The 20,759-nt window shown below is 58.3% G+C and carries 15 protein-coding genes and 8 pseudogenes; 7 read left to right on the top strand and 16 right to left on the bottom strand.

Features of this window, described 5'->3' with window-relative positions:
- Nucleotides 1–225: 225 nt before the first annotated feature.
- Together BGI01S_RS04920 and BGI01S_RS04915 are read right to left on the bottom strand one after the other, a co-directional pair.
- Nucleotides 226–621, bottom strand: a complete 396-nt coding sequence (locus BGI01S_RS04920; protein ID WP_157004119.1) for a hypothetical protein — start codon at nt 619–621, stop codon at nt 226–228.
- 77 nt (nt 622–698) lie between these two features.
- Nucleotides 699–890 (bottom strand): annotated as a pseudogene (locus tag BGI01S_RS04915) (IS5/IS1182 family transposase); the annotation flags it as partial.
- A gap of 229 nt (nt 891–1,119) precedes the next feature.
- Here BGI01S_RS04915 and BGI01S_RS31360 point away from each other — a divergent pair.
- Both BGI01S_RS31360 and BGI01S_RS31355 read left to right on the top strand, forming a co-directional pair.
- Nucleotides 1,120–1,440: pseudogene (locus BGI01S_RS31360) on the top strand (transposase); the annotation flags it as partial.
- 213 nt (nt 1,441–1,653) lie between these two features.
- Nucleotides 1,654–2,043, top strand: coding sequence for a hypothetical protein (locus BGI01S_RS31355; RefSeq protein WP_174447384.1), 390 nt, complete (start codon nt 1,654–1,656; stop codon nt 2,041–2,043).
- Nucleotides 2,044–2,074: 31 nt separating this feature from the next.
- Here BGI01S_RS31355 and tnpC read toward each other — a convergent pair whose 3' ends face one another.
- The 11 genes and pseudogenes from tnpC to BGI01S_RS29315 all read right to left on the bottom strand — a co-directional run.
- Nucleotides 2,075–3,646 carry an IS66 family transposase gene (gene tnpC, locus BGI01S_RS04905; RefSeq protein WP_042322907.1) on the bottom strand — a complete coding sequence of 524 codons (1,572 nt, stop codon included), beginning with the start codon at nt 3,644–3,646 and terminating at the stop codon, nt 2,075–2,077.
- A gap of 51 nt (nt 3,647–3,697) precedes the next feature.
- Nucleotides 3,698–3,922: pseudogene (tnpB, locus tag BGI01S_RS31350) on the bottom strand (IS66 family insertion sequence element accessory protein TnpB); the annotation flags it as partial.
- Between the two features lie 390 nt (nt 3,923–4,312).
- Complete coding sequence (locus BGI01S_RS04895; RefSeq protein ID WP_042322906.1) at nt 4,313–5,533, bottom strand: IS91 family transposase; 1,221 nt, start codon at nt 5,531–5,533, stop codon at nt 4,313–4,315.
- 8 nt (nt 5,534–5,541) lie between these two features.
- Nucleotides 5,542–6,388 (bottom strand): annotated as a pseudogene (locus BGI01S_RS04890) (tyrosine-type recombinase/integrase).
- A 296-nt stretch (nt 6,389–6,684) separates the two neighbouring features.
- Complete coding sequence (locus BGI01S_RS29340) at nt 6,685–7,692, bottom strand: tyrosine-type recombinase/integrase (RefSeq protein ID WP_084585269.1); 1,008 nt, start codon at nt 7,690–7,692, stop codon at nt 6,685–6,687.
- A complete protein-coding gene (locus BGI01S_RS29335) occupies nt 7,692–8,630 on the bottom strand; it encodes a tyrosine-type recombinase/integrase (RefSeq protein ID WP_084585268.1) in 939 nt (312 codons plus the stop codon). Before BGI01S_RS29335 ends, BGI01S_RS29340 begins: the two co-directional genes overlap by 1 nt.
- Nucleotides 8,627–9,865 carry a tyrosine-type recombinase/integrase gene (locus BGI01S_RS29330; protein ID WP_084585306.1) on the bottom strand — a complete coding sequence of 413 codons (1,239 nt, stop codon included), beginning with the start codon at nt 9,863–9,865 and terminating at the stop codon, nt 8,627–8,629. The genes BGI01S_RS29335 and BGI01S_RS29330 overlap by 4 nt, the downstream gene beginning before the upstream one ends.
- Before the next feature lie 40 nt (nt 9,866–9,905).
- A complete protein-coding gene (gene tnpB / locus BGI01S_RS31345) occupies nt 9,906–10,130 on the bottom strand; it encodes an IS66 family insertion sequence element accessory protein TnpB (protein ID WP_084585267.1) in 225 nt (74 codons plus the stop codon).
- The gene (gene tnpA / locus BGI01S_RS04875) at nt 10,127–10,537 is read right to left on the bottom strand and encodes an IS66-like element accessory protein TnpA (RefSeq protein ID WP_084585266.1); all 411 of its coding nucleotides are present in this window, start codon (nt 10,535–10,537) and stop codon (nt 10,127–10,129) included. The genes tnpB (BGI01S_RS31345) and tnpA overlap by 4 nt, the downstream gene beginning before the upstream one ends.
- Before the next feature lie 79 nt (nt 10,538–10,616).
- Nucleotides 10,617–10,838, bottom strand: a pseudogene (locus BGI01S_RS30065) (IS110 family transposase); the annotation flags it as partial.
- Nucleotides 10,839–11,044: 206 nt separating this feature from the next.
- Nucleotides 11,045–11,356: pseudogene (locus BGI01S_RS29315) on the bottom strand (transposase); the annotation flags it as partial.
- Nucleotides 11,357–11,436: 80 nt separating this feature from the next.
- On the opposite strand from BGI01S_RS29315, the gene BGI01S_RS30745 reads away from it, so the two are divergent.
- Nucleotides 11,437–11,580 carry a hypothetical protein gene (locus tag BGI01S_RS30745; protein WP_174447382.1) on the top strand — a complete coding sequence of 48 codons (144 nt, stop codon included), beginning with the start codon at nt 11,437–11,439 and terminating at the stop codon, nt 11,578–11,580.
- A 347-nt stretch (nt 11,581–11,927) separates the two neighbouring features.
- Here the strand turns inward: BGI01S_RS30745 and BGI01S_RS29305 are convergent.
- Nucleotides 11,928–12,077: pseudogene (locus BGI01S_RS29305) on the bottom strand (transposase); the annotation flags it as partial.
- A gap of 53 nt (nt 12,078–12,130) precedes the next feature.
- Between BGI01S_RS29305 and BGI01S_RS04870 the strand changes: the two are divergent.
- A pseudogene (locus BGI01S_RS04870) lies at nt 12,131–12,502 on the top strand (N-acetyl-gamma-glutamyl-phosphate reductase); the annotation flags it as partial.
- Nucleotides 12,503–12,904: 402 nt separating this feature from the next.
- Here the strand turns inward: BGI01S_RS04870 and BGI01S_RS04865 are convergent.
- Together BGI01S_RS04865 and BGI01S_RS04860 are read right to left on the bottom strand one after the other, a co-directional pair.
- On the bottom strand, nt 12,905–14,266 hold the full coding sequence (locus BGI01S_RS04865; protein WP_042322900.1) for a sensor histidine kinase: 1,362 nt from the start codon (nt 14,264–14,266) through the stop codon (nt 12,905–12,907).
- Nucleotides 14,263–14,943 carry a response regulator transcription factor gene (locus BGI01S_RS04860; protein ID WP_042322897.1) on the bottom strand — a complete coding sequence of 227 codons (681 nt, stop codon included), beginning with the start codon at nt 14,941–14,943 and terminating at the stop codon, nt 14,263–14,265. The genes BGI01S_RS04865 and BGI01S_RS04860 overlap by 4 nt, the downstream gene beginning before the upstream one ends.
- A gap of 294 nt (nt 14,944–15,237) precedes the next feature.
- Between BGI01S_RS04860 and BGI01S_RS04855 the strand changes: the two genes are divergently transcribed.
- The 3 genes from BGI01S_RS04855 to BGI01S_RS28920 all read left to right on the top strand — a co-directional run bounded on the left by BGI01S_RS04855 (nt 15,238) and on the right by BGI01S_RS28920 (nt 20,686).
- Nucleotides 15,238–15,624, top strand: coding sequence for a thioredoxin family protein (locus tag BGI01S_RS04855; RefSeq protein ID WP_042322895.1), 387 nt, complete (start codon nt 15,238–15,240; stop codon nt 15,622–15,624).
- 67 nt (nt 15,625–15,691) lie between these two features.
- A complete protein-coding gene (locus tag BGI01S_RS04850) occupies nt 15,692–16,420 on the top strand; it encodes a cytochrome c biogenesis CcdA family protein (protein ID WP_157004118.1) in 729 nt (242 codons plus the stop codon).
- Nucleotides 16,421–16,684: 264 nt separating this feature from the next.
- Nucleotides 16,685–20,686, top strand: a complete 4,002-nt coding sequence (locus tag BGI01S_RS28920; protein ID WP_052400413.1) for a non-ribosomal peptide synthetase — start codon at nt 16,685–16,687, stop codon at nt 20,684–20,686.
- Nucleotides 20,687–20,759 lie beyond the last annotated feature (73 nt).

Raw genomic sequence — 20,759 nt, 5'->3', positions numbered from 1 at the left:
AGTCCTTAAAACAGGCCGCGTCTGATTACGTTTGTGCGAGTGCCTCACGGCATATTGACTATGCGTGATGCATCATCGCGTCGCACAGGTCGCATTTCAGATAGGCTTCCGCCATCCTTAAATTAGTTATGCTTAATAATTAGACCAGAATCAGAAGAATCTGAAATGCGCTCCCGCCTGGTTAGCGTTTGGGCGCAGCCGGCTGTGCAGTGCACTGTTTGTCGGTCACCGCGACAAGCTCTTTCGACGTAGATCAAGCTCGCCTGTCGAAACCAATGGCTTCGTCGGGTCGCCCGCGCGTTCAACTGCGAAATGGGAGACCTTCCAGTGAGTGGCATAATCGATCGGGTGCCCCGCGAGCAGATTGCGCACCAGGCACTTCTCGATCCGTGCGAAATCGAACGGGTCCATCACCGTCCGGACCTCTGGAGTCAGGCCACCTACCAGGCTTTTCATGCCAGTCTTGCCAGCCACCCAGTCAGCTAAAAAATGCTGCTTCAGCGTCACCGGGTTGGCAATCAAGTCGTGCAGATCTGGTCCAGCATTCTGTGGCGAGCACACGAAGTACCGGCGCGGCGCGCGGATAAGGGGCAGCGGCGAAATGGAGAAAGAATTTTGCAAGTTCGGGAAAGAACTCTCCCGGTGTCAGCGGCACTTTGTAGTCGGTCCTGAACAGAGCGTTTTGTTCGTCGTCGGCGTTAGACGACGGGCGGTATCTGATCAACAGTAAGGAACATCGCGACAAGAAACAAGGCGCAAAAAAGCCGCAGTTTCCTTAGGATCATCCGCAGGTTGTGACCGGCGCCGCACAGCACCGCGTACATCGCGTCGCCGAGCGTACCTCTTAGCCAGTTCCGGTCGAGCGTTCCGTCCGTCTTCATATGGCCGATTCTGTTTGCAAGGACTTCCCCCGAGAGTCGAGCTCGGTTGTTTGTGGATGTCATCCATTGCGCGGCTCAGACGCCGGTGGCCCGGTCGATTGTTCGGCCATAACAGTTCTCCGCTTTCTTCCACCGCTGTTTTACACTGGTCGCGCCGAATGCGCGGCTTGCCGGCTGCGACAGGCAGATTGCCACTCAGGCTCGCAGCAGTGACGTCGCACGGCGTGCCAGCGAACTCCTTGGCGTCGGCCCTGTGACGGCAAGTGCGCTGGCCGCTGCGGTCCCTGACGCAAAGGTTTTCCGCAATGGGCGGCAATTTGGTGCCTGGCTCGGCCTGACGCCACGACAGCACAGTTCGGGCGGCAGGACACGACTGGGGCACATCAGCTTGCGCGGCAACGTATATCTACGAACGCTGCTTGTTCAGGGTGCACGAAGTACGTTGCAGTCAGCGTTGCGTGCTGACCCCACGCACGTAGGCCGCCTGCAATGGGCGGCCCACGATATAAGCCGCACAGGAGAGCCCTATTTGAAAACCGGCGATCAGGCATGGAGGTGAACCGGCATGCGCTTTTGAGTCGCCAACAGAATCGTCGGGTTCTTCTCCCGTTCGGTCCAACCTGGTTTTGCTATCGCGTCAAGCAGTAGTTGAGTTTCAAAGTGATCGGGTAATGTCGGTGCAGGTCGTAAAGGTGCATTCATGGGGTGACGCTGCCACGCCTCAGCATGCGTAGCGCTCGCCTTTTGCGAGCATCGCCCACAGCATTTGGGCGTGTTTATTGGCGATCGCGATCAGCGTCTTGTCGTAGCCCTCGCGTTCGTGAAGCTGTCTGATCCACGGTTCGTTGCAATCAAGTCTGTCGAGCAGCAGGCGATTCTTGCTTGGCACAGTGTGCGAGCAGGCTGGCAGGAAGAGCGCACGGCATTGCTGAACCGGACACGCGGGCTGCTCGCTGAATTTGGCGTGGTGATCGCGCGCTCTGCGGACCGGCTTCTTGCCGCATGGCCTGGTCTGGTCGACGACGCGAGACTGCATGGTTGGCTGGCGGGCCGCGATGGCGATCGCCTCGGCATCGGCCGCATCGTTCTTGCCGCCGAGCCTGAACGGTTTGACGAACTCGGCCGCGATGAGGCAAGCGTAAGCACCCGAGCAGTACCGTAGCGCAAGTCGTTGACGGCAGAGATTCGCGACGCTACCGGATAGGCTCGACGCGAGCAGTAGCCGGCAGCGAGGGCGCCACGTTCCACGGGAGCAGTTCGTCGACGCGGTTGGCCGGATGGTCGGCGATGCGCTCGAGCACGTAGGCGAGGTACGCCTCGGGATCGAGGCCGTTCAGGCGTGCCGTGCCGATCAGGCTGTACATCGCGGCGGCACGTTCTCCGCCGGAGTCGGCGCCGGCGAACAGATAGTTCCGCCGTCCGAGAGCGACGCCGCGCAGCGCCCGCTCGGCGATCAGGTTGTCGATCTCCGCACGCCCATCGCTGCAGTAGTAGACGAGTGCCGGCCAGCGATTCAGCGCGTACCGAATCGCCTTGGTCGTGTCAGATTTTGCAGAGAGCGTGGCAAGCGTCGCTTCGAACCACCGCTTCATGTCGTCGAGCAGCGGCACCGCTCGCGCCTGGCGCACGCTACGTCGTTCGTCAGGTGGCTTGCCGCGGATCTGCTCTTCGATCTTGTAGAGTGCGCCGATCCGGCGCAGCGCTTCCTCTGTCACGGCGTTGGGACGCACCGCGTGCAGATCATGGATCTTGCGGCGCGCGTGCGCCATGCAGGCAGCTTCCTGGACGAGGCCGTCGAGATACAGTTCGGCATAGCCAGCGAACGCGTCGGCCTGCAATACGCCAGCGAAGTGTGCGAGATGCTGTTGAGGATGCTCACCACGTCGATCGGGTGTATAGGCGAACCAGACTGCTGCCGGCTCTTCGGAAGCGCTCGGCCGATCGTCACGCACGTAGACCCACAGACGTCCCGTCTTCGTGCGACCGTTGCCTGGCGCCAGCACCGGCAGCGGCGTATCGTCCCCGTGAACCTTGCCGCCGGCCAGCGCGTAGTGGCGCACGGCGTCGACCAGCGGTGCAAGCAGACCCGCGATGCTGCCCATCCAGTAGCCCATGGTGCCGGGGTCGATCTCGACGCCGTCGCGCGCATACATGACTGCCTGGCGGTGCAATGGGATGTGGTAAGCGAACTTCGACACGGCGATGTGGGCGAGCAGCGCCGGGCCCGGGATGCCGTGGTCGATCGGTCGGCTCGGTGCCGCCGCCTGCACGATGCGATCGCAGCACGCGCAGGCCAGCTTCGGACGGCGGTGACGGATCACGCGGAAGTGCGCCCGTACGTACTCGAGTTGCTCCGCGACGTCTTCGCCCAACGGCTTGAGACGCCCACCGCAATCGGGGCAGTCGTCACCGGTAGGCAGATGGACGCGCTCTTCGCGTTCAAGGTGATCGGGCAACGGCTTGCGGCTCGCAACCTCGCGGCGTGACCGCTTCGCCTCGGGAGCGATCGCCACATCGGCGGCGCCTTCGTCGGCCTGCAGGTCTTCCAGCCGCAATTCGAGCTGTTCGATCTGGCGATCCAGCTTCTCCGATTTCCGGCCGAACTGCATGCGACGCAGTTTCGCGATCGTGAGTTTCAGATGCTCGATCTCAAGCGCCCGTGACGAGAGCTGCTGCCGCAGGTCGGCGACTTGGGCGTCGCGCTCAAGCAGCAACGCTTTCAAAGCGTCGATGTCGTCGGGCAGCGCGGTCGAGGTCGATTCCATGAGGACAGTTTACGACTGCCCACGATCACGCGAACGCCAGTTAACAATGGTTTACAGCGCGCTGCGTGGGCGCGCGGCTTCGACCGGCTGTCGCCAATCGAAACCCTCGAGCAAGAGCGACAGTTGGGCGGTTGTTAGCGCGATCACGCCGGCGTCAGCACGCGGCCACGCGAAACGCCCCTTCTCGAGCCGCTTCGCCAATAAACATAGGCCGCCATCGCTCCAATACAAACACTTCAGCAAGTCACCTCGCTTGCCCCGGAACACAAACACGTGTCCGGAGAACGGTTATGTGACATGTCACATAAAGCAGAGATTTTTTTGGTTGGCGATCGCGGCTACTGACGCGGGACCAGGCCGGTCGGGGCCAGTCCGCGATCGGTAATCAAAAAAATGTTTGTGCTAAACCGCTCCGCAGGCGCCGGCGTTTATGGGCGTTGAATGATCGTCGCGGTGATTTGTGATGCCCGGCGCACGGTCGGCGCATGCCGGAACCCGGTGGTCGTCCGGGCCCGTTGTGCGAGCGCAGCGGGAATACGGACGTCGATAGGCAGGGAATACAGAGTTTCGCGGCATTCTGATGGTGCGACGACGCCAGGGCGCGAGTGGGTTCGCGTTGGCCGCATGGGTGAAGACCAACGTGTGCGTGAGTGGTGGTGTTGGCGGTCAGTGCACATGGCTCGGGTCAGGTGGAGCGCGCGGCAGGACGCCAGGCGTGTCTTCAGGCAGCGCGCCTTCGATACGGACCATGTGGCCGTTGCCGCACACGGGGCAATCGCGCAGTGATCTGCCAGTGAGCCGCTGGTAATGGTCACGGTAGTCTTCCCCGATGGTGGGTGACGCAGCGGCGGGCGGCTCGACGCCGAGCAGCCGCCGGCAGATGGCAAGTCGTTCTGCCCGATGACAGTTAGCGAGCCACCCGTAGTTGCGGATGCGCTTGAAGCCGGCGGGCAGCACGTGCAGCAGGAAGCGGCGAATGAACTCGTCGGCCGTGAGCGTCATGGTCCTGTGGCGGGCTTCGTGACGGTAATCCTTCCACTCGAACAGGACCGAGTCACCATCAAAGCGCAGCAACCGGTTATTCGAGATGGCGACGCGATGCGTGTAGCGGCCCAGGTAATCGAGCACCTGGGCGGCGCCGCCAAACGGTGGTTTGGCGTAGACGACCCACTCCGCGTGAGCAGCGGGCGCGAGCCAGGCGGCGAACGCTCGCGGCTCACGCAACGGCTCGAGCTGGCCATGGAAGCGCAGCGCGCCGGCGTCGAACGCGCGGCGCAGCTGGTCGAGAAAGAGCCGCCGGAAGAGCCGGGAGAGCACCCGCACGGGCAGAAAGAAGCCCGGCCGGCAGGCGATCCAGCGTTCGCCGTCCGGAGCGATGCCGCCGCCCGGTACGATGCAATGCACGTGCGGATGGTGCAGCAGGTTCTGCCCCCACGTATGCAGGACCGAGAGGAAGCCGATCTCCGCACCCAGGTGTTTCGGATCGGCGGCGATGGTGCGCAGCGTCGCGGCGCTGGTGCGGAACAGCAGATCGTAGAGGGTCTTCCTGTTCTGGTACGCGAGTGCCGCGATGGGTTCGGGCAGCGTGAAGACGACATGGAAGTACTCAACCTCAGGAAGCAGTTCGGCCTGCCGGCGCTCGAGCCATTGCGCGCGGGCGAGCGACTGGCACTTCGGACAGCAGCGATGGCGGCACGAGTCGTAGGCAATGCGCTGATGGCCGCAGGCATCGCACTGCTCGACATGACCGCCGAGCGCGGCGGTGCGGCACAGCTCGATGGCGCTCATCGCGCGCCGCTGGGCCAGACCGAGGGCGTCGGCATGGGTCTGCCGGTAGTGAGGGCCGCAGCGGCGGAAGATGTCCGCCACCTCGAGCGCCGGTCGCATCGCTGGCTTCAGAAGTACTCGGGCGCAGGCGGCTGGGGTGGAACGGGTGCGGGATGCGGCAGCAGGTCGAAGGGACTGGTGGTGGCGCACACGGTGCTTGTCGCCAGCTTGAGGTATCGTGCCGTGGTCGCCATGCTGCGATGTCCCATGAGCAGCTGGATCCTGCGTACATCGGCACCGGTTTCCAGCAGATGCGTGGCGAACGCGTGCCTCAAGGAATGGGGTGTCACGGGTTTCGTGATGCCGCTGCGCTCACGTGCAAGCTGGCATGCGTCGCCCACGGCATGGCGGCTGATGGGCCGCCCCGGAATGCTGCCTGGAAAGAGCCATTCCCTCGGGGTGGGCGTCCTGCCAGTACAGTCGCAGGATCTCGAGCAGACGCGGCGAGAGCATTACATAGCGATCCTTACGGTTTTTACCCTGGCGGACACGGATCATCATCCGCTGGCTGTCGATATCGGTGACCTTCAGATGGACGACTTCCGAGACACGCAGGCCGGCCGCATACGCTGTCATCAGGATCGCGCGCTGCTTCAGGCTGGGAATCGACTCGAAGAAACGCGTGACTTCCTCGAAGCTCAGGATGACGGGCAGCTTCACGGGCCGTTTGGGCAGCGGAAAGTCCTCGTCGCACCAGTCCCGCCTGAGCGTGATGCGGTAGAGGAAGCGCAGCGCGCCTACGGCCAGCTGCACACTGGCTGGCGTGAGCTTGCGTTCGTTGGTCAGGTAGATGATCCAGGTACGGATCTCTTCGGGGCCGAGCACCTCGGGTGAGCGCCGGAAGTACCGGGCGAAACTGGAAACCTGCAGGAGATAGGTCTTCTGCGTGTTGACAGCAAGGTTGCGGATCTGCATGTCGTGCAACATGCGTTGGCGCAGTGGCGTCATGGCGAGCCTCATGGAAGCAGTGGGTGGAATGCCCAACCGGGCGTTCACATACTGCTCGTGGCGACACCGCTCACCACCTCGCCGGGATCCAGCGCCAGGCAACCCTCTTCATGAAACGTCAGCCATAGACCTCTGCCCATCTCCCACTACCGCGCCAGCGGTTTAGTACAACCGTTCTTATGTGACGCGTAAGAATATGTGGCGGGAAATGCGATGAGGGTCGTGTTCCACGACCGGCGGATGCATTCAACGCCACATAACAATCACACCCGCTCAAGCAATCGTAGTACCGCGTCCTTCGGCTTGAAACGAGCACCGGTTGTAGGAAAGATGCCTGCCCTATCCAGGCCGGCTCGCATCATCTCTACGTCTGCTTCGGCATATCGATGAGTTGTCGCGACTTGCGCATGCCCAAGCCACGCCTGAATGGTGAGCAGATCGACACCAGACTGCAAAAGGGCCATTGCCAGTGAGTGTCTCAGCACATGCGGGGAAATCTGCTTGCAGGAGAGTTTCGGGTGAGTCGAGGCAGCGATTGCAGCTGCGCGCTTCACAACGTGAATCGCTCCGAATCGCGTAAGCCGACGGCCATGGATATCCGTAAACAGAGGGACTGGATCACGGCGTCCAATGTCATGTTCGCGTAAAAGCTCAGTCAGGTTGGTCGCCAGATCGTCACTCAGAGGAACAAGACGCTGTTTCCGCCCCTTTCCATGAAGCAGAACCTGCCGGCCGGGGCGCTCAAGTCGCAGATCGATGGCATCGACGTCGAGCGCTTCCGAAACGCGAGCGCCAGTGCGTGCAAGAAACAGAATCAACGCTCGATCACGTCGACCTAGTGATGTATGAAGATCTGGAGCTTCAACCAGCGCCTTCACTTCGTTTCGCGTCAGATAGTTGGTGACCGATACGTCAGACCGCTTCACGGGAATCGCAAGAACACGCTGAGCCACGCCGATTGACTCGGGATCGTTTGCGGCGACATGATGGAAGAATGATCGAATTGCTATCAGTCTCGCGTTTCGCGTCTGGACACAGTTACCGCGATCACGTTCGAGGTGATCAAGAAACAGGAGGACAACGTCCCTGTCCATGTCGCTCACGTGCAACTGACATGGCTTGCGTCCTGACCGACCGGAAGCGAACAGTATTAGCAGCCGCAAAGCGTCACGATAGCTGGCTATTGTTGCGGGGCTTGCATTCCTCTGTGCATTGAGACGCTGCCGGAAGAATGATTCCAGCAATTGCGCAAGCAAAATACGATCGCTCATCACACACCTCCCGCGCCGTTGAACGCGCGTTTCGATGCAAGTTCAAGCAATTCTGCAGTGCCGGTTACATAGTAGGCGGTGTCTGAATAGCGTACATGCCCAAGGTATGTTGCAAGCAGTGGCAGGACGCCTTGTACATCTGCGTTCTGGCGGTGCCACTCCGCAAGGCGCTTGACAGCGAAGCGATGTCGTAAATCATGCGGTCGAGGTGCGCTGGCTGAACCGTCGTCCAGTCCGGCGATCCGACAGATACGTCGAAAGTCAGCATGGAACGTTGCCGTTGACAGCCGGCAACCCTGAGGGCCAACGAAGAATGATTCATCGCATTGATCAAAGAAGACTCTGTCGCGCTCGCACCCGTAGGTTCGCAAGGCTGCGAGCGTCGTGGTATGAACTGGTACGATCCGGTCTTTACGGAACTTCGTTCTCCGCACAAGCAGCACCCCGTCGTTCAGGTCAACGTCGGTGCGATCGAGACGGAGCGCTTCGCCAGACCGTAGTCCCGTGCTGGCCAATAGACCAACCAGCGTTTCCATCGTCTGTGCGCGCAACGCGCCGAGCCTCGAAAGCGATGCCGTCGCTTTGATGAGCGCTACCAATTCTGCATCGGAGAGGATCCTCGCGGGCGCAACAGCCCTGCTCCTTGGAAACGCGCGACGGTCCAGTGATTCGGTCCGGCAGTCATAAATGGCCAGATACTCTGCAAAGTGCCGAAGGACCCCGTAACGACGGACATGGAAGTTGCTACCTCCATGCTCGGACAGGACGAACCCCAACGCAAGATCCCGGTTGAGAGGTCCCGGCTCATCGTGGTGCTGTACATACGTCGAAAACGCACGCAGAGTTCCCGCCTGTTTGCGAAAAACGTACCCAAGCGATTGACGAAGCTCGATATAGTCTTGCACCCTTAAGTTGAGGGTTCGTGCAAAGTCGTTCATGATTCACTCCCCGGAAAAGGCAGTGCAACGGTCGCAAGCTGTGGCAACGCCACCTTCACATAGATCGCTGTCGTGTCGATGTTGCGATGCCCGAGGAGGTCGGCTACTTCCTTGATCGGACGTCGTTGCTTTACCAGTTGCGTGGCCAGGCTGTGGCGTAAAAGATGTGCGCCGGCCTTCGGGAAATGTAGATCGCAACGTTCGAGTCGACGGCGAACAATCGCCGCGAGCGTTGAGCTATGTGTGATGGGTCTTACTGGCGGATAGTGGCACAGGAAGACCTGCGTAAAATGCGTCGAGGGCCTGCCAGAGAGAATGTAGGTCGCCAGCGCATCGCCCGCTGCCGAGGACAATGGGACGAGCCGATCGCGGCGTCCCTTGTTCGAGCGGATCATGACTTCGCCAGTTCTCCAATGGATATCGCGTAATTCAAGGGCTCGTAGTTCGCGACTTCGCAATCCTGTTGTTGCAAGTAGCAATAGCAGTGCGCGATCACGCAGAGCCGCCGGATCATTGATGCCGACTCCGTCAACGATGCGGTTAACGTCATCCCAAGACAGGCGCGGCGGCAAATGTGTCATCCTCCAGCAAGGCACGCGTGGGACGAATCTGGACAGATCCTCGCTGACGAGACCTTGCCAGTTCATAAACCGAAGGAACGAGCGCAGGTCGCTGACGGAACCAGAGCGAGTGCAGTAACTGCCACTGGCGGAGAGCAAATGGCCAACGAGAGAAATGACGGTCTCGGCTGTCATCGCCGATAAGGGTTCGCCCGCATTCTGATCGTCGTACCACTTAAGGATGCGACGCGCAGCGAGCATCAGTCCCTCACACGTCTTGATGCGCAAACCACGGACGTCCTGTAGGTACCGACCGTATTCGCGTACGAGCCCTGAGTCCCCACACTGCGGTTCCGCGCGATGATTGATCGACGATCCATTAACAACTTGCAGCAGGTGGCGTATCGCCGTTTGCGAGCTGAGGCGTTGGCGCCGATTTATGCAACGATCGAGAAAGCGTTCGACCAGATCCGAACTGATCGAGTATGGGTCCTTGCATCCGGCCAGACTCAAGAATCGGTCAAATTGCGCGATGTGGGCGAGGTAGACCTTGGCCGAGGCGGGCTTGTAACCTGTCTCCGAAAACCTGGCGGCGATGCGGTCCATCTCGCCCCCGAGCGTGCCTGCGCGTAAGCGATTTAGCACTCGAGGGTACTGGTAATAGAGCTCCAACATGATCATTCCCTCCTATGACAGACGCCGGAAAATCAGCGCGTCAAGAGGGATTTGACGCCCAAACATTATGTGACGGAAATGCCGGAGGATTCAGATGCCCTGCTGCCTCGATAGGCTCACCCGAAACATAACTGGCGCCGTCACATAAGAACGGATCTTTCTCCAGCACCGTCTGTACCTTCGCGGCCAACGAATTGAAGCCGCATCGCATATCTGTGACGCCCGCCGCGATCCAGATCCTGGTGTTTTGAGGCAGACCGATCATCGTAAAATGCGATCGAGAACTGAACGCAGCACGGCAGGGTCCGGCGCACCTTCGATGCGAATCGACGTCTTGCCATGCTGAATCTGGATCGAGCCGGACGGTACGTCGATCGCAGTCGGCACTTCGAGCGCCATCGACGGCTGAGACGGTTCGTTGACGACAACCGGCAACATCGCCTCTGGAACCGCATCATGCGTTAGCAGGCCTTGCGCATAGAGGCGGCGCCATGCCCACACCTGATTAGCATTGATGCCGTTCTCGCGAGCAACACGGGCGACCGACGCGCCGGGCTCGAATGTCAGCGCGACGATGGTCCGCTTCCATTCCGTGGGATGTCGGCGAGTTTGCCGTTTCGGCGGAATTTCAACTGTCTGAGTCACTCTGTCCACAACTCCTATCGTGGACACTACCGGTCATTCGTGTCCTTCGCCTGACATCATGGCACTCGTCATCGAGCGTTCACAGACGGTATTGGTCTCGTGCTTACAGGCAAGCAGTGTGACCGCGTGCTGAAAACCACCGGCCCCAGTGATGGGCCGAGCCACAGGCCTCCATTGCAATGCGACAGGGGGAAAGTCGTTCAGCCCACTTTATAAACGCATCGCGTCGCAACACGCGTCGCTCGATGACCGCACCCGTCACATCTAGAACACAGACCGCAAAGACATCCTTTGCCATGTCGATACCAACGGTAGTAAGCTGGTTCATGACTTCCCCTCCTGTTCAGATTGACGGCTGACATCTCAATCCTGGCACTCGATGCCGCGCGACTCAACGTCGCCTCGGGATGGGGACGTCCGTCACATTTGGAAAAGTCGCGTTTTGGTTTGGGTCCCTGGCTTTGGCAGTAAGTTTCGAGTTGGAGAGTTCCGCGAGGCGGCGGTCTTGCAACATGCGACACCCCCCGTTTCTCGTCATGTAGCTGCCTGGTTTGCCTGCTTACCTTCAGGCGTGAGCCACTTGGCCATTCTTCGCAGATTTTGCGCAGTTGCTGCCATCAGAAATTCATCATGAGCACCGCTTGGACCACGCAGTCGCAAGCGACCAAGTTTGAGGATGCGCTTGAGGTGAGCGAAGAGCGTTTCCACCTTCTTTCGCTGTCGGCGCGACTGTTTGTATCCGGAGGTTGCCGCGATGCGTCGAGCCTCATCGCGGGCGGCTTCATGGATGCTGCGCGTGATTTTGCGAAACGACATATTCGGGCAGCATTGATTCTTCATCGAACATCGACAGGTATGCATTGACGCCGCTCACAGCACGCCGCAGACGTGCCGGAGAGCACATAACCTACCATGAAGCGGACGGCATGATTCTCACCGTACTTGCCACTGGCGAATCTATCGACGCCTTCGACAATCTACTCACGACACAAATGCGTATCCGATCCGGCGATCCACTTGCATTCGATGATTGCATGGGAGTCATTCCTATTGATATTTATCGGATCTGAAATGGATGCCGGAGTATGTCCAGCGGATTGGTTAGTCCGTATTGGTAAATATAAAATCCCACAGCCAAAATAATTACCAGAACACCCAATAATTTCGATATCTTTTTGCTACGTCGATCTTTTCCAAAGGGATCGGATGAATAGCATTGAGGATTACCGCACGTTTTTGCAGTTGAGCTCAACGAATTTCCGCAATCTACACATTTCGGCATACCCATACTCCTTAGAATAAATTCGTCTAATAAACGCACGCCAGAATAGCGTGCCGTGTTTGGCAAAGCAAGAACCGTCAAAACCGGCCAAACCTACAAAGAATGGTCAGCGGGCGGGTCTCAGTTTTTAGCACTGCGGCTGCGCCGACTCCAATTGCCCAAAGTTGCCACGGGGACTCCGAGCCTACGCGCGGCTTCGTGCTGCCCAACTGATTCGGCAAGACTAATGGCCTCGACCTTAAACTCGTCCGTGTATTGCCGCTTGGGCACTAGCTTCTCTGACATTCAAACCTCCGTACAATCAGGAAATTAACAAATTCCTGCTGTACGTGAAATCTCAGATGTACGCGCAACTCGCGCAGCGGCCGATCTTCGTCCCTGCGATAGGTGCGTTTCGTCAGGGCATTCTGGTGACGGTGCCGCTGGAGTTGCGGCTGCTCGCACCCGATGTCAACGGCACTACGTTACACGCCTGCCTCGCGCGCCACTATGCTGAGGCGAGCCACGTACGGGTCTTGCCGCACAAAGAACCGAGCATCCTGACCTACCTGGATCCGCAAGTACTAAACGGTACCAATGACATGCATCTCAATGTTTTCCACAACGAGGAAAGCGGGCAAGTCCTGCTGTCCGCCGTTTTCGACAATCTTGGCAAAGGTGCATCCGGCGCTGCGATCCAGAACCTGGATCTGATGCTCACGCGGCAGTAGCGACTGATGGCTAGGTAACGTTAGGCGGGACGTGCGGCTAACGCAAGATCCTTACCCATCATTTTCCGCCGAGATACATAGAACGAGCTCAGAACGCTAGAGACCCGTTTGGCAACGGATCACTGCCGCCGCTCAAGAACGACTTCCCAAGCGGCCTTGGGTTTCTGGTATTTGTCGGTCTTGATGTGCTCTAAGGCGATCGTGTTCCAGCCATCCGCAAAGAGCAGGCGTACCGCGCTTTCGTCAAAGAATCGCCTCGCCTGTCCATTCACCAGAAAATAGTTCGGCTCGATTTCCTCGCATCCGGCCGCACCAAAACTTCAAATGACATGGTGGCCAAGTGTGAGGCATTTCGCGAAATGGCAGTTTCGATGAAAAATTCGTCCCCAGCGATAATAAGCGTTAGCGATGGGGACGCGCCGGAAATCGCACGCGAAATATGCTTCCCCTTCCGACAACCGATTCCAATTCGATTACGCCTCCGTTTAGCTCCACCGCCCACCGGACAATCGCGAGCCCCAAGCCTGCGCCACCGGTTTCCCGCGAGCGGTCTGCGTCAATGCGATAGAAACGATCAAAAATGCGTTGGTGGTGTTCAGCAGCAATGCCCGGGCCGTTGTCACGAACTTCGATCACAGCGTCATCGACAACCATATCAGTCCAGACTTCGATGTGTCCATCGCATTGGGTATAGCGAATCGCATTGGCGATGAGGTTGAATAGCGCCTGCCTGATCGTTGTTGGGTCTACCATCGCATCGACTCTCGCGATGTTCCTGCAGACCAAAGTTTGCCGTTTTTCCTCAGCCAGCACTTGCAGGTGCCCGGCAACACTAGTAGCCACTTCCGAGAGGTCGCATTCGGTGCGTTGCAAGGACAGTGCACCGGCCTCTGCACGGGCGAGCGTCATCAAGCCGTCGAGCAGTTGAACCAAGCGTTCGGTCTCCTCGAGAATGCTGCCTATCGCATCGCTCTGCTTAGCAGCGTCCAGCGGGTACTGCAATGCGTTTTCTCCGACGCTGCGAATGACCGTGAGCGGTGTGCGCAATTCGTGCGAGGCGTCGGATGTGAACCGTCGCATGCGGGCAAACGCATCTTCAAGCCGCTGCAGGGTGTCATTGAAAGCTGCCGCCAGGTGTCCGAATTCGTCGTTCGGGTCGCAGACAGGCAAACGCTGTGAAAGGTTGTCGGCGGTAATCTCACGGGCCATGCGCGCCATGGTGCCAACCGGCACGATGGCGCGACCAGCAAGCACGTAGCCCCCCGCCAGGCTGATCAGCAGGGCGAACGGAAACCCAACCCCCAGCATCAGAAGCAGCTTGCGTCCAATGGCGTAGGTCTGCTCGATGTCTTCCGCCACAGTCACCTTGTAGGTGACACCCGCCTGCTGGACAGTTGCGGTATGCAGATAGTAGTGCCGGCCGTTGGATGCTCGTTCGATCCAGTACGCACTCTTCGAGTCCGGGGGGACGTCCAGGGTACTCGCCTGCCAAGCCCGCGAGGCTTCTGTCGACTGTCCCTGCAGGGCAATACGCACGAGAATTGCGCTCTCGCGCAATCCAGCTATCGTGGGGGCCCCATTTTCGCGCACCACCTGCTCGACCTGCGCAATGTCACGGTCCATCTGTGCGCGCAACAGCAGCAGGCTGTTGGCACGCGTGAGTAGGAATACACAGCCCGAAAACACCAGGCAGATCAGCGTCAGCGAGATGGCGTACCACAGTGTGAGTCGTCGCCGGACACGCCCGGGCGAGCGTCGCCTCACCGGACGCTCCGCAAGATAAAACCCACGCCACGGATGGTGTGGACAAGCGGTTGCTCGAAACCTGCATCAACTTTCTTGCGCAACCGCGCCATATGCACGTCGATCACGTTGTCCAGTGGCGCTGCACGCGCTACCTCCTGCCAAATGTCGCTCACGATCATGGCGCGGGTGACCGTACTGCCACAATGGCGCAGCAGATATTCCAGTATCTCAAACTCCTTGAACGTCAAATCAATCGAGCAGCCGTCGCGTGTCACCTCGCGTGTTACCAGGTTCATTTCGAGGCCCGCGTATTCGAGCTTGAGCTTGGTCTCTGAAATACCACGCCGCAGCAGCGCACGTATCCGCGCAAGCAGTTCCGGCAATGCAAACGGCTTGACCAGATAATCATCGGCACCGGTGTCCAAACCATGTACGCGGTCTTCCACGGCATCTCGCGCCGTAATGATGATCACGGGCGTGGTCGCATTACGCGCACGCAGCGTGGAAAGGATCTCGATGCCATCACGCCCCGGCAGCATCAGATCGAGCACAACAAGATCGAAGGGCGTGGTGCTCATCAGGAAGAAGCCATCCTCGCCTGTCCCGGCTACACGCACCTCGTATCCTGCGCTCTCCAGGTGCTCCTGGATTGCATGGGCAAGCTTCTTTTCGTCTTCAACAAGAAGGATTCGCATATTCCTCTTCGTTCCTTTTCCGGCGTACCCCGCAACGAATCTATCGTGCCACGCAAGTGGTACTCCCTGAACTCTTCGTCAGGAAAGCTTCAGTTGCGTTCAACTGAAGCTGTCCTTACGATGCCTAGCAGAGTCGACTGGCGTACATGACTGATCGATCTAACTACAAGCTCTATTCTAGTTGCATCAAGCGGTTCGAGGACTCACTGCCATGTCGCTGAGCCTCCAGAGAACCGGCACCACAGTTTAGTGTGTCCCTGAAGTCAGTAGCAAACAATCACCCTAGGAGATCATATGAAGCTCACAAGAATGATGCCCTCTGCATTAGCAGCGCTGCTTTTCTCGATGACGGCCTTCGCGGGGACCACCGCTCCCTTTGATCAAAAAATGTTTGATGATCTTGCGCACACTGGTAAGCCTGTCATTATTTCGGTTCGGGCGCCGTGGTGTCCAATTTGTAAGGTGCAGGTTCCCGTAGAAGACTCAGTAATGAAAAGCGATGCATTTAAAGACGTGACGCTGATGACTGTTGATTTCGACAGTCAAAAGGACATCCTGAAAGAACTCAACGTATCCAAGCAAAGCGCCATTCTTGTCTACAAGAGCGGCCGGGAAGTGGGACGCTCAATCGGAGACAAAAACAAGGACAGCATCGAAACCCTCATGAAAAAGGCTATCTAAATCAGGCACTCGTACAGCCGAAAGGCTTTTCGTTGATAGATCCCGAAAATTTTTCATGGAGTGCGGCGTGCAATTTGGTGTGCTTACCTATTTCTTCGGCCTTCTGGCAGGCATGCTTTCCGTCTTGTCGCCTTGCGTTCTGCCCTTGGTTCCGATCCTGCTCACTACGGCGGTCGGCACTCACCGGTTCGGCCCGCTGGCTTTGGCCGGCGGTTTGATGATTTCGTTTGGGACTATCGGCACGACGCTGGCTGCGGCAGGCGCCCGAGTGCCGCTCGATCAAGAGGCAATACGCGTATTTGGAGCGATCCTGCTTGGCCTTTTCGGTGGTATTCAGTTGTCCAGGCCGCTGCAAGTGAAATTTGCGTTGGCCGTATCCGGAGTTTCTTCACTCGGGGAGAATCTCCTGTCCAGAGTGAACGGCGGCGGAATGTCCGGGCAATTCGTATTGGGACTGGTGCTCGGCTTGGTTTGGAGTCCATGCGTCGGTCCGACGCTAGGTGGCGCCATAGCGCTGGCAAGCCATGGCCATAGCTTGGCGCAGACCGCTATTTTGATGAGCCTGTTTGGGATCGGAGCCGGTATTCCCTTGATCGCCATCGGATTTCTGTCGCGCGAGTATTTTCAAAAACGACGCGGCGCAGCGCTCATTGTCGGAAATTACGGTAAAACACTAATGGGAGTCGGACTGCTAACTGTGTCCACACTCATACTGACAAAGACGGATACAGTCATTGAAACCATTTTAACAAACAATCTGCCGAACTGGTTGATCAATATAAGCTCACAGTATTAAAAAATTCACTTGGACTGGGACTGCCATCCTTCTTTTATCGTCGCACGAACCGTTGCGATGGGTATTTTTATCGAAATTCGATTCGTTAAAAATCCAGATCTTAAAGAAGTGAGTTCGGCGTTAGCTATACAAACGAAAGTGCTCTGCAAGCCGGTCTCGCGCGTGAAATATCTGCGCGAGGGACAGGATTGGACAAACGACAATCATTAATCAGACCCTTTGACAATGAACTCTCCCAGCATTACTCGCAATAGAACAAATGGGATGGAAAACCAGGCAAAGCTGAAAACGGCGGATAATCGGGATGACATCATTTTTCCGCTGTCAGAGCTTCAGCAGGCCTATTGGATCGGCGAAGAGGGCGGCCTCAAGCTGAGCACTCCGGCATTTGTATATCGGAGTTATTTCGCCCCGGAGCTAGACCTCGCGCGCCTGACGTATTCATTACGCGTCATTCTTGAGCGACATCCGATGTTGCGCAGCCAGATTACGCACGATGGCAGGCAGGTCATTGCCGAGAGCATGTCAGTCGTCGAATCCGAGACGTTTGTCACCTGTAACGACTGGGCGGAAGCCGGTGCGTTTGATCCAGGCCGAATGGCTACACTTGATCAGCTCGCTATTCCCCAATTGAGTGACCCGGTCAAGCTAATGTGCCGCGTGCACCGCGTGAACGGCGGATTTTATATCAATCTGATTTTTCGCTTGTTTTCCGTCGATGGTCTTTCCATCCGAATTGTGCTCTCCGAGCTGCTCAGTCTATATGCCGGCAAATCCCTGCCCAATCCGCCTCAGAGCAGCTATCGGGCGTATCTCGCGTTAAAAGAGACCGGGACAAGGTCACGCGACGCGCAAGCCTCTGTGGAATATTGGACCCGCCGCGGCGCCGAAATGCCGGCCGCACCTCAGTTGCCAACCATCAATCCATCTCGGTTTCCGCAACAAGCCGTGTTCACCAGGCGGCGCTTCGCCCTTTCCGTGGAGCAGTCGCAAGATCTCGCCCTCCAGGCAAGAAGATGCGGTGTCAGTCTCACGCAGTTCATCTGCGTGGCGTACATCGACATTCTGCGGATGTGGTCGGAAAACAAGACCTTCGTGCTCAATGTACTGACCTCGAAACGCCCTCTTGACGACAACTCGTTCCGGTACAGCGTCGGGAATTTCAGCGATACGCTACTGCTGGAGGCCGCGCCCTGTGACGGATCGTTTCGCAGCAGAGCCGGTGCCGTCCGCTCGCAGTTTCTCACCGCGATGGAGCATTCGGACATCGGCGGCGTTGCTATCCTGCGCCATCTGGGTATGACAAGCGGTGATTATCCCGTTTTACCCGTCGTGTTCGCGAGCACGCTGGGCAGCGAGTCACTACTACAGGAGTGCAGTCTGCCCGATCTAGGCTGGACAGATCAACTGGGCGCCTTGAACACCCCTCAGGTCTATCTCGACCATCAGGTGTCGATGGCCGACGGGCGTATCGTTCTGAACTGGGATTCCGTCGACGCTGTGTTCCACGCAGGCGTCATCGAGCAAATGTTCAGCGCGTACAAGTCTCATGTGTTTGCGTTGACGAGCACAAGCGACCTCGCCGAACAATCCTGCCTGCCGGCGTTGGACGAACAGCACGTCGAGCCAAGAACGCGGGCCAATGCGACCGAATGCATTTTTCCGAATGATCGGTTGGACGCGCTGTTCGATTCGGCTGCAACGAAATTTCCACACAATGCCGCAGTCGTGTGCGAAGAGCGCACGATTGACTACGCCACGCTCCATCGCGCGACGACCCGTGCCGCGCATCGACTGGTTCGGCACGGCGTTGCGCCAGGCACGCTGGTCGCCATTGTCTCGGAAAAGAGCTGGCAACAGGTGGCAGCCGCTGTTTCGATCGTTAAGTCGGGCGGCGCCTATCTGCCCCTCTCTGCCAACCTCCCGCGGCCTCGCCTAGCGCATTTGCTGGCGACCGAAGGGTTGAAAATCATTCTTGCGGACCGCGCGAGCATCGACAAAATCGAGGCTCCCGCAGGGGTGACCGTCTTTTCGATTGAAGAGTTCTTCGACTCACGCGAAAGCGAGCGCGTCGACACCGACAACGTACCGCGTGAGAAGCGGACCGACGATCTTGCCTACGTCATCTTCACCTCCGGATCGACCGGGCTCCCGAAGGGGGTAGCGATCACCCATAGGGCCGCTGCGAACACGATTCACGATTGCATCCGAAGGTTTCGGCTGACTGCTGACGATCGAGTCATCGGCGTATCAGCTTTGAATTTTGATCTGTCGGTGTTTGACATCTTCGCGACCCTCGCCAGCGGAGCCGCACTGGTTTTGCCGAGTCACGGCGAGCACCCATCGCCCGAGGCATGGGTGCGCTGCTTCAGGGACCATAAGGTTACGGTATGGAACACCGTTCCCGCCCTCTTCGCAATGTTGCTCGAATTCACCCAAGCCGGACATCGAGCGCTGTTAAATAGCCTCCGTCTGGTCATGTTGAGCGGCGACTGGATCCCGCTGCCACTTGTCAACGCAATCCAGTCGCTGGAACACACGCCGACGTTGATCGGCCTCGGCGGCGCCACAGAAGCGGCGATATGGTCGAACTTCTTCCCGATCCAAAATCTCGATCCGGCTTGGACTAGCGTTCCCTATGGATGGCCGCTGAGCAATCAGCAATACCATGTGCTGGACGAGAACCTGAACGATGTCCCCACCTGGGTTTCCGGTCAACTCCACATTAGCGGACTGGGGCTAGCGCGCGAGTACTATGGCGACATCGATCGAACCCATGCCAGTTTCATCACGCATCCGTCTGGTCTGCGCATGTACCGAACGGGCGACTACGGGCGGTATCTGCCGGACGGCAGCCTCGAATTTCTCGGCAGGCGCGACGCGCAGGTAAAAATTCGCGGCCACCGAATCGGGTTGGGCGAAATCGATGCTGTCTTGTCGAGTATTCCGGGTATCCAGCAGAGTCTGACGCTCGTTCAAGATCTGGCGAACTCGGACAGCCGGTTGGTATCTTTCTGCCAAGGCGCCTCGGAGTCGGAGCATCTGAATATCGACGGCCTGCGTGCTGAACTGGGTGATCGCCTGCCGCATTACATGGTTCCCAACCTGCTGCTGGAGATCCGGCAATTTCCGGTGACAGTCAACGGAAAAATCGACAAGCAGGCACTGCTCGCGTTAGCTCACAGCAGCCCCGCAGACATGGCAGCGAAGCTTCTGCCGTCCGATGAAACTGAACAGGAATTGCTTGATCTGTGGGAATCCGTTCTTCAGGTCGAAGTGACATACGTCAACCGCGATTTCTTCGATCTTGGTGGCAACTCCCTTTCTGCAGTGCGATTGCTTACGAAGATAAACGTTCACTTCAATGTGAACATGCAACTGTCCTCGCTGCTCCGGCTCGGCACTATTGCGGAGCAAGCCAAGGCCATACAGACGCTCCCGCTTGAACATAGCTCCGTCAACGATATCCCGGCGGTGATCAGGATGGCCCGGGGAGACGGACCGGTACTGCTTGCGATCCATCCTGTAGGGGGCAATGTTCTCTGCTACAGACCGCTGACGGCATTGCTTCCCGACGGCGTCGCGATGTTCGCATTTCAGTCTCCGGGCGACGGCCGGCCTCGTTCTGTCGAAAGCCTGGCGCGTACCTACGCGCGCGAGTTTTCGCGAACCCAGCTTGGCGCGCGCCCGGTGTACGTGATTGGCTGGTCGATGGGGGGGATCGTCGCGCTGGAAGTAGCGCGCGTCCTCGAAGAGGAAGGAACGGACGTCACCTCGGTCACACTTCTCGACTCATGGTCCGGCGGCAAACCGGGAGTGGACGCCACCGAGCTAAACGCACCGCAGTTCCTTCACGGCTTTTTCCGCGATCTTCTTGGTGGAGCAGATCCGGGCATCGATATGGAACTGATCGCGTCGCTTCCCGCATCGTTGCGGGTGCGTGAAATCAGCGATCTCGCTTCCCGAAAGCACCCAGCGCTGCACGGCATGTCGGCAGAAGACCTCGCGGACCTATTCGCGGAATACACCGCCAATTACGACGCACTGCTGCTGCACCGGCCACTGTTGCCGAGCGCGCCGATCATCAACTACGTCGCAACGCGCACCAGCGATTTCAAGATCCTGAAGCGCTGCGATCTGAACGATCTAGCGTCGCTACGAAACCTCCGCCTGCGCGCTACGACAATCCACGTCGATGAAGATCATCACTCGATCGTAGGCCCAGGTTCCATGCGGCACGTACTCGACACCATATTTAATCAATAGACCTTTCGCTGGATTGCGTTGTTGGTAGCTATAGCCGCCAGACAGCACCGGCCGAGAGCTCTTTCGCCACCAT

The sequence above is a fragment of the Paraburkholderia ginsengisoli NBRC 100965 genome, from assembly GCF_000739735.1.
Lineage (GTDB): Bacteria > Pseudomonadota > Gammaproteobacteria > Burkholderiales > Burkholderiaceae > Paraburkholderia > Paraburkholderia ginsengisoli.
The sequence above is the reverse complement of the archived record's forward strand: the minus strand, read 5'-3'. Positions and strand labels throughout refer to the sequence as shown.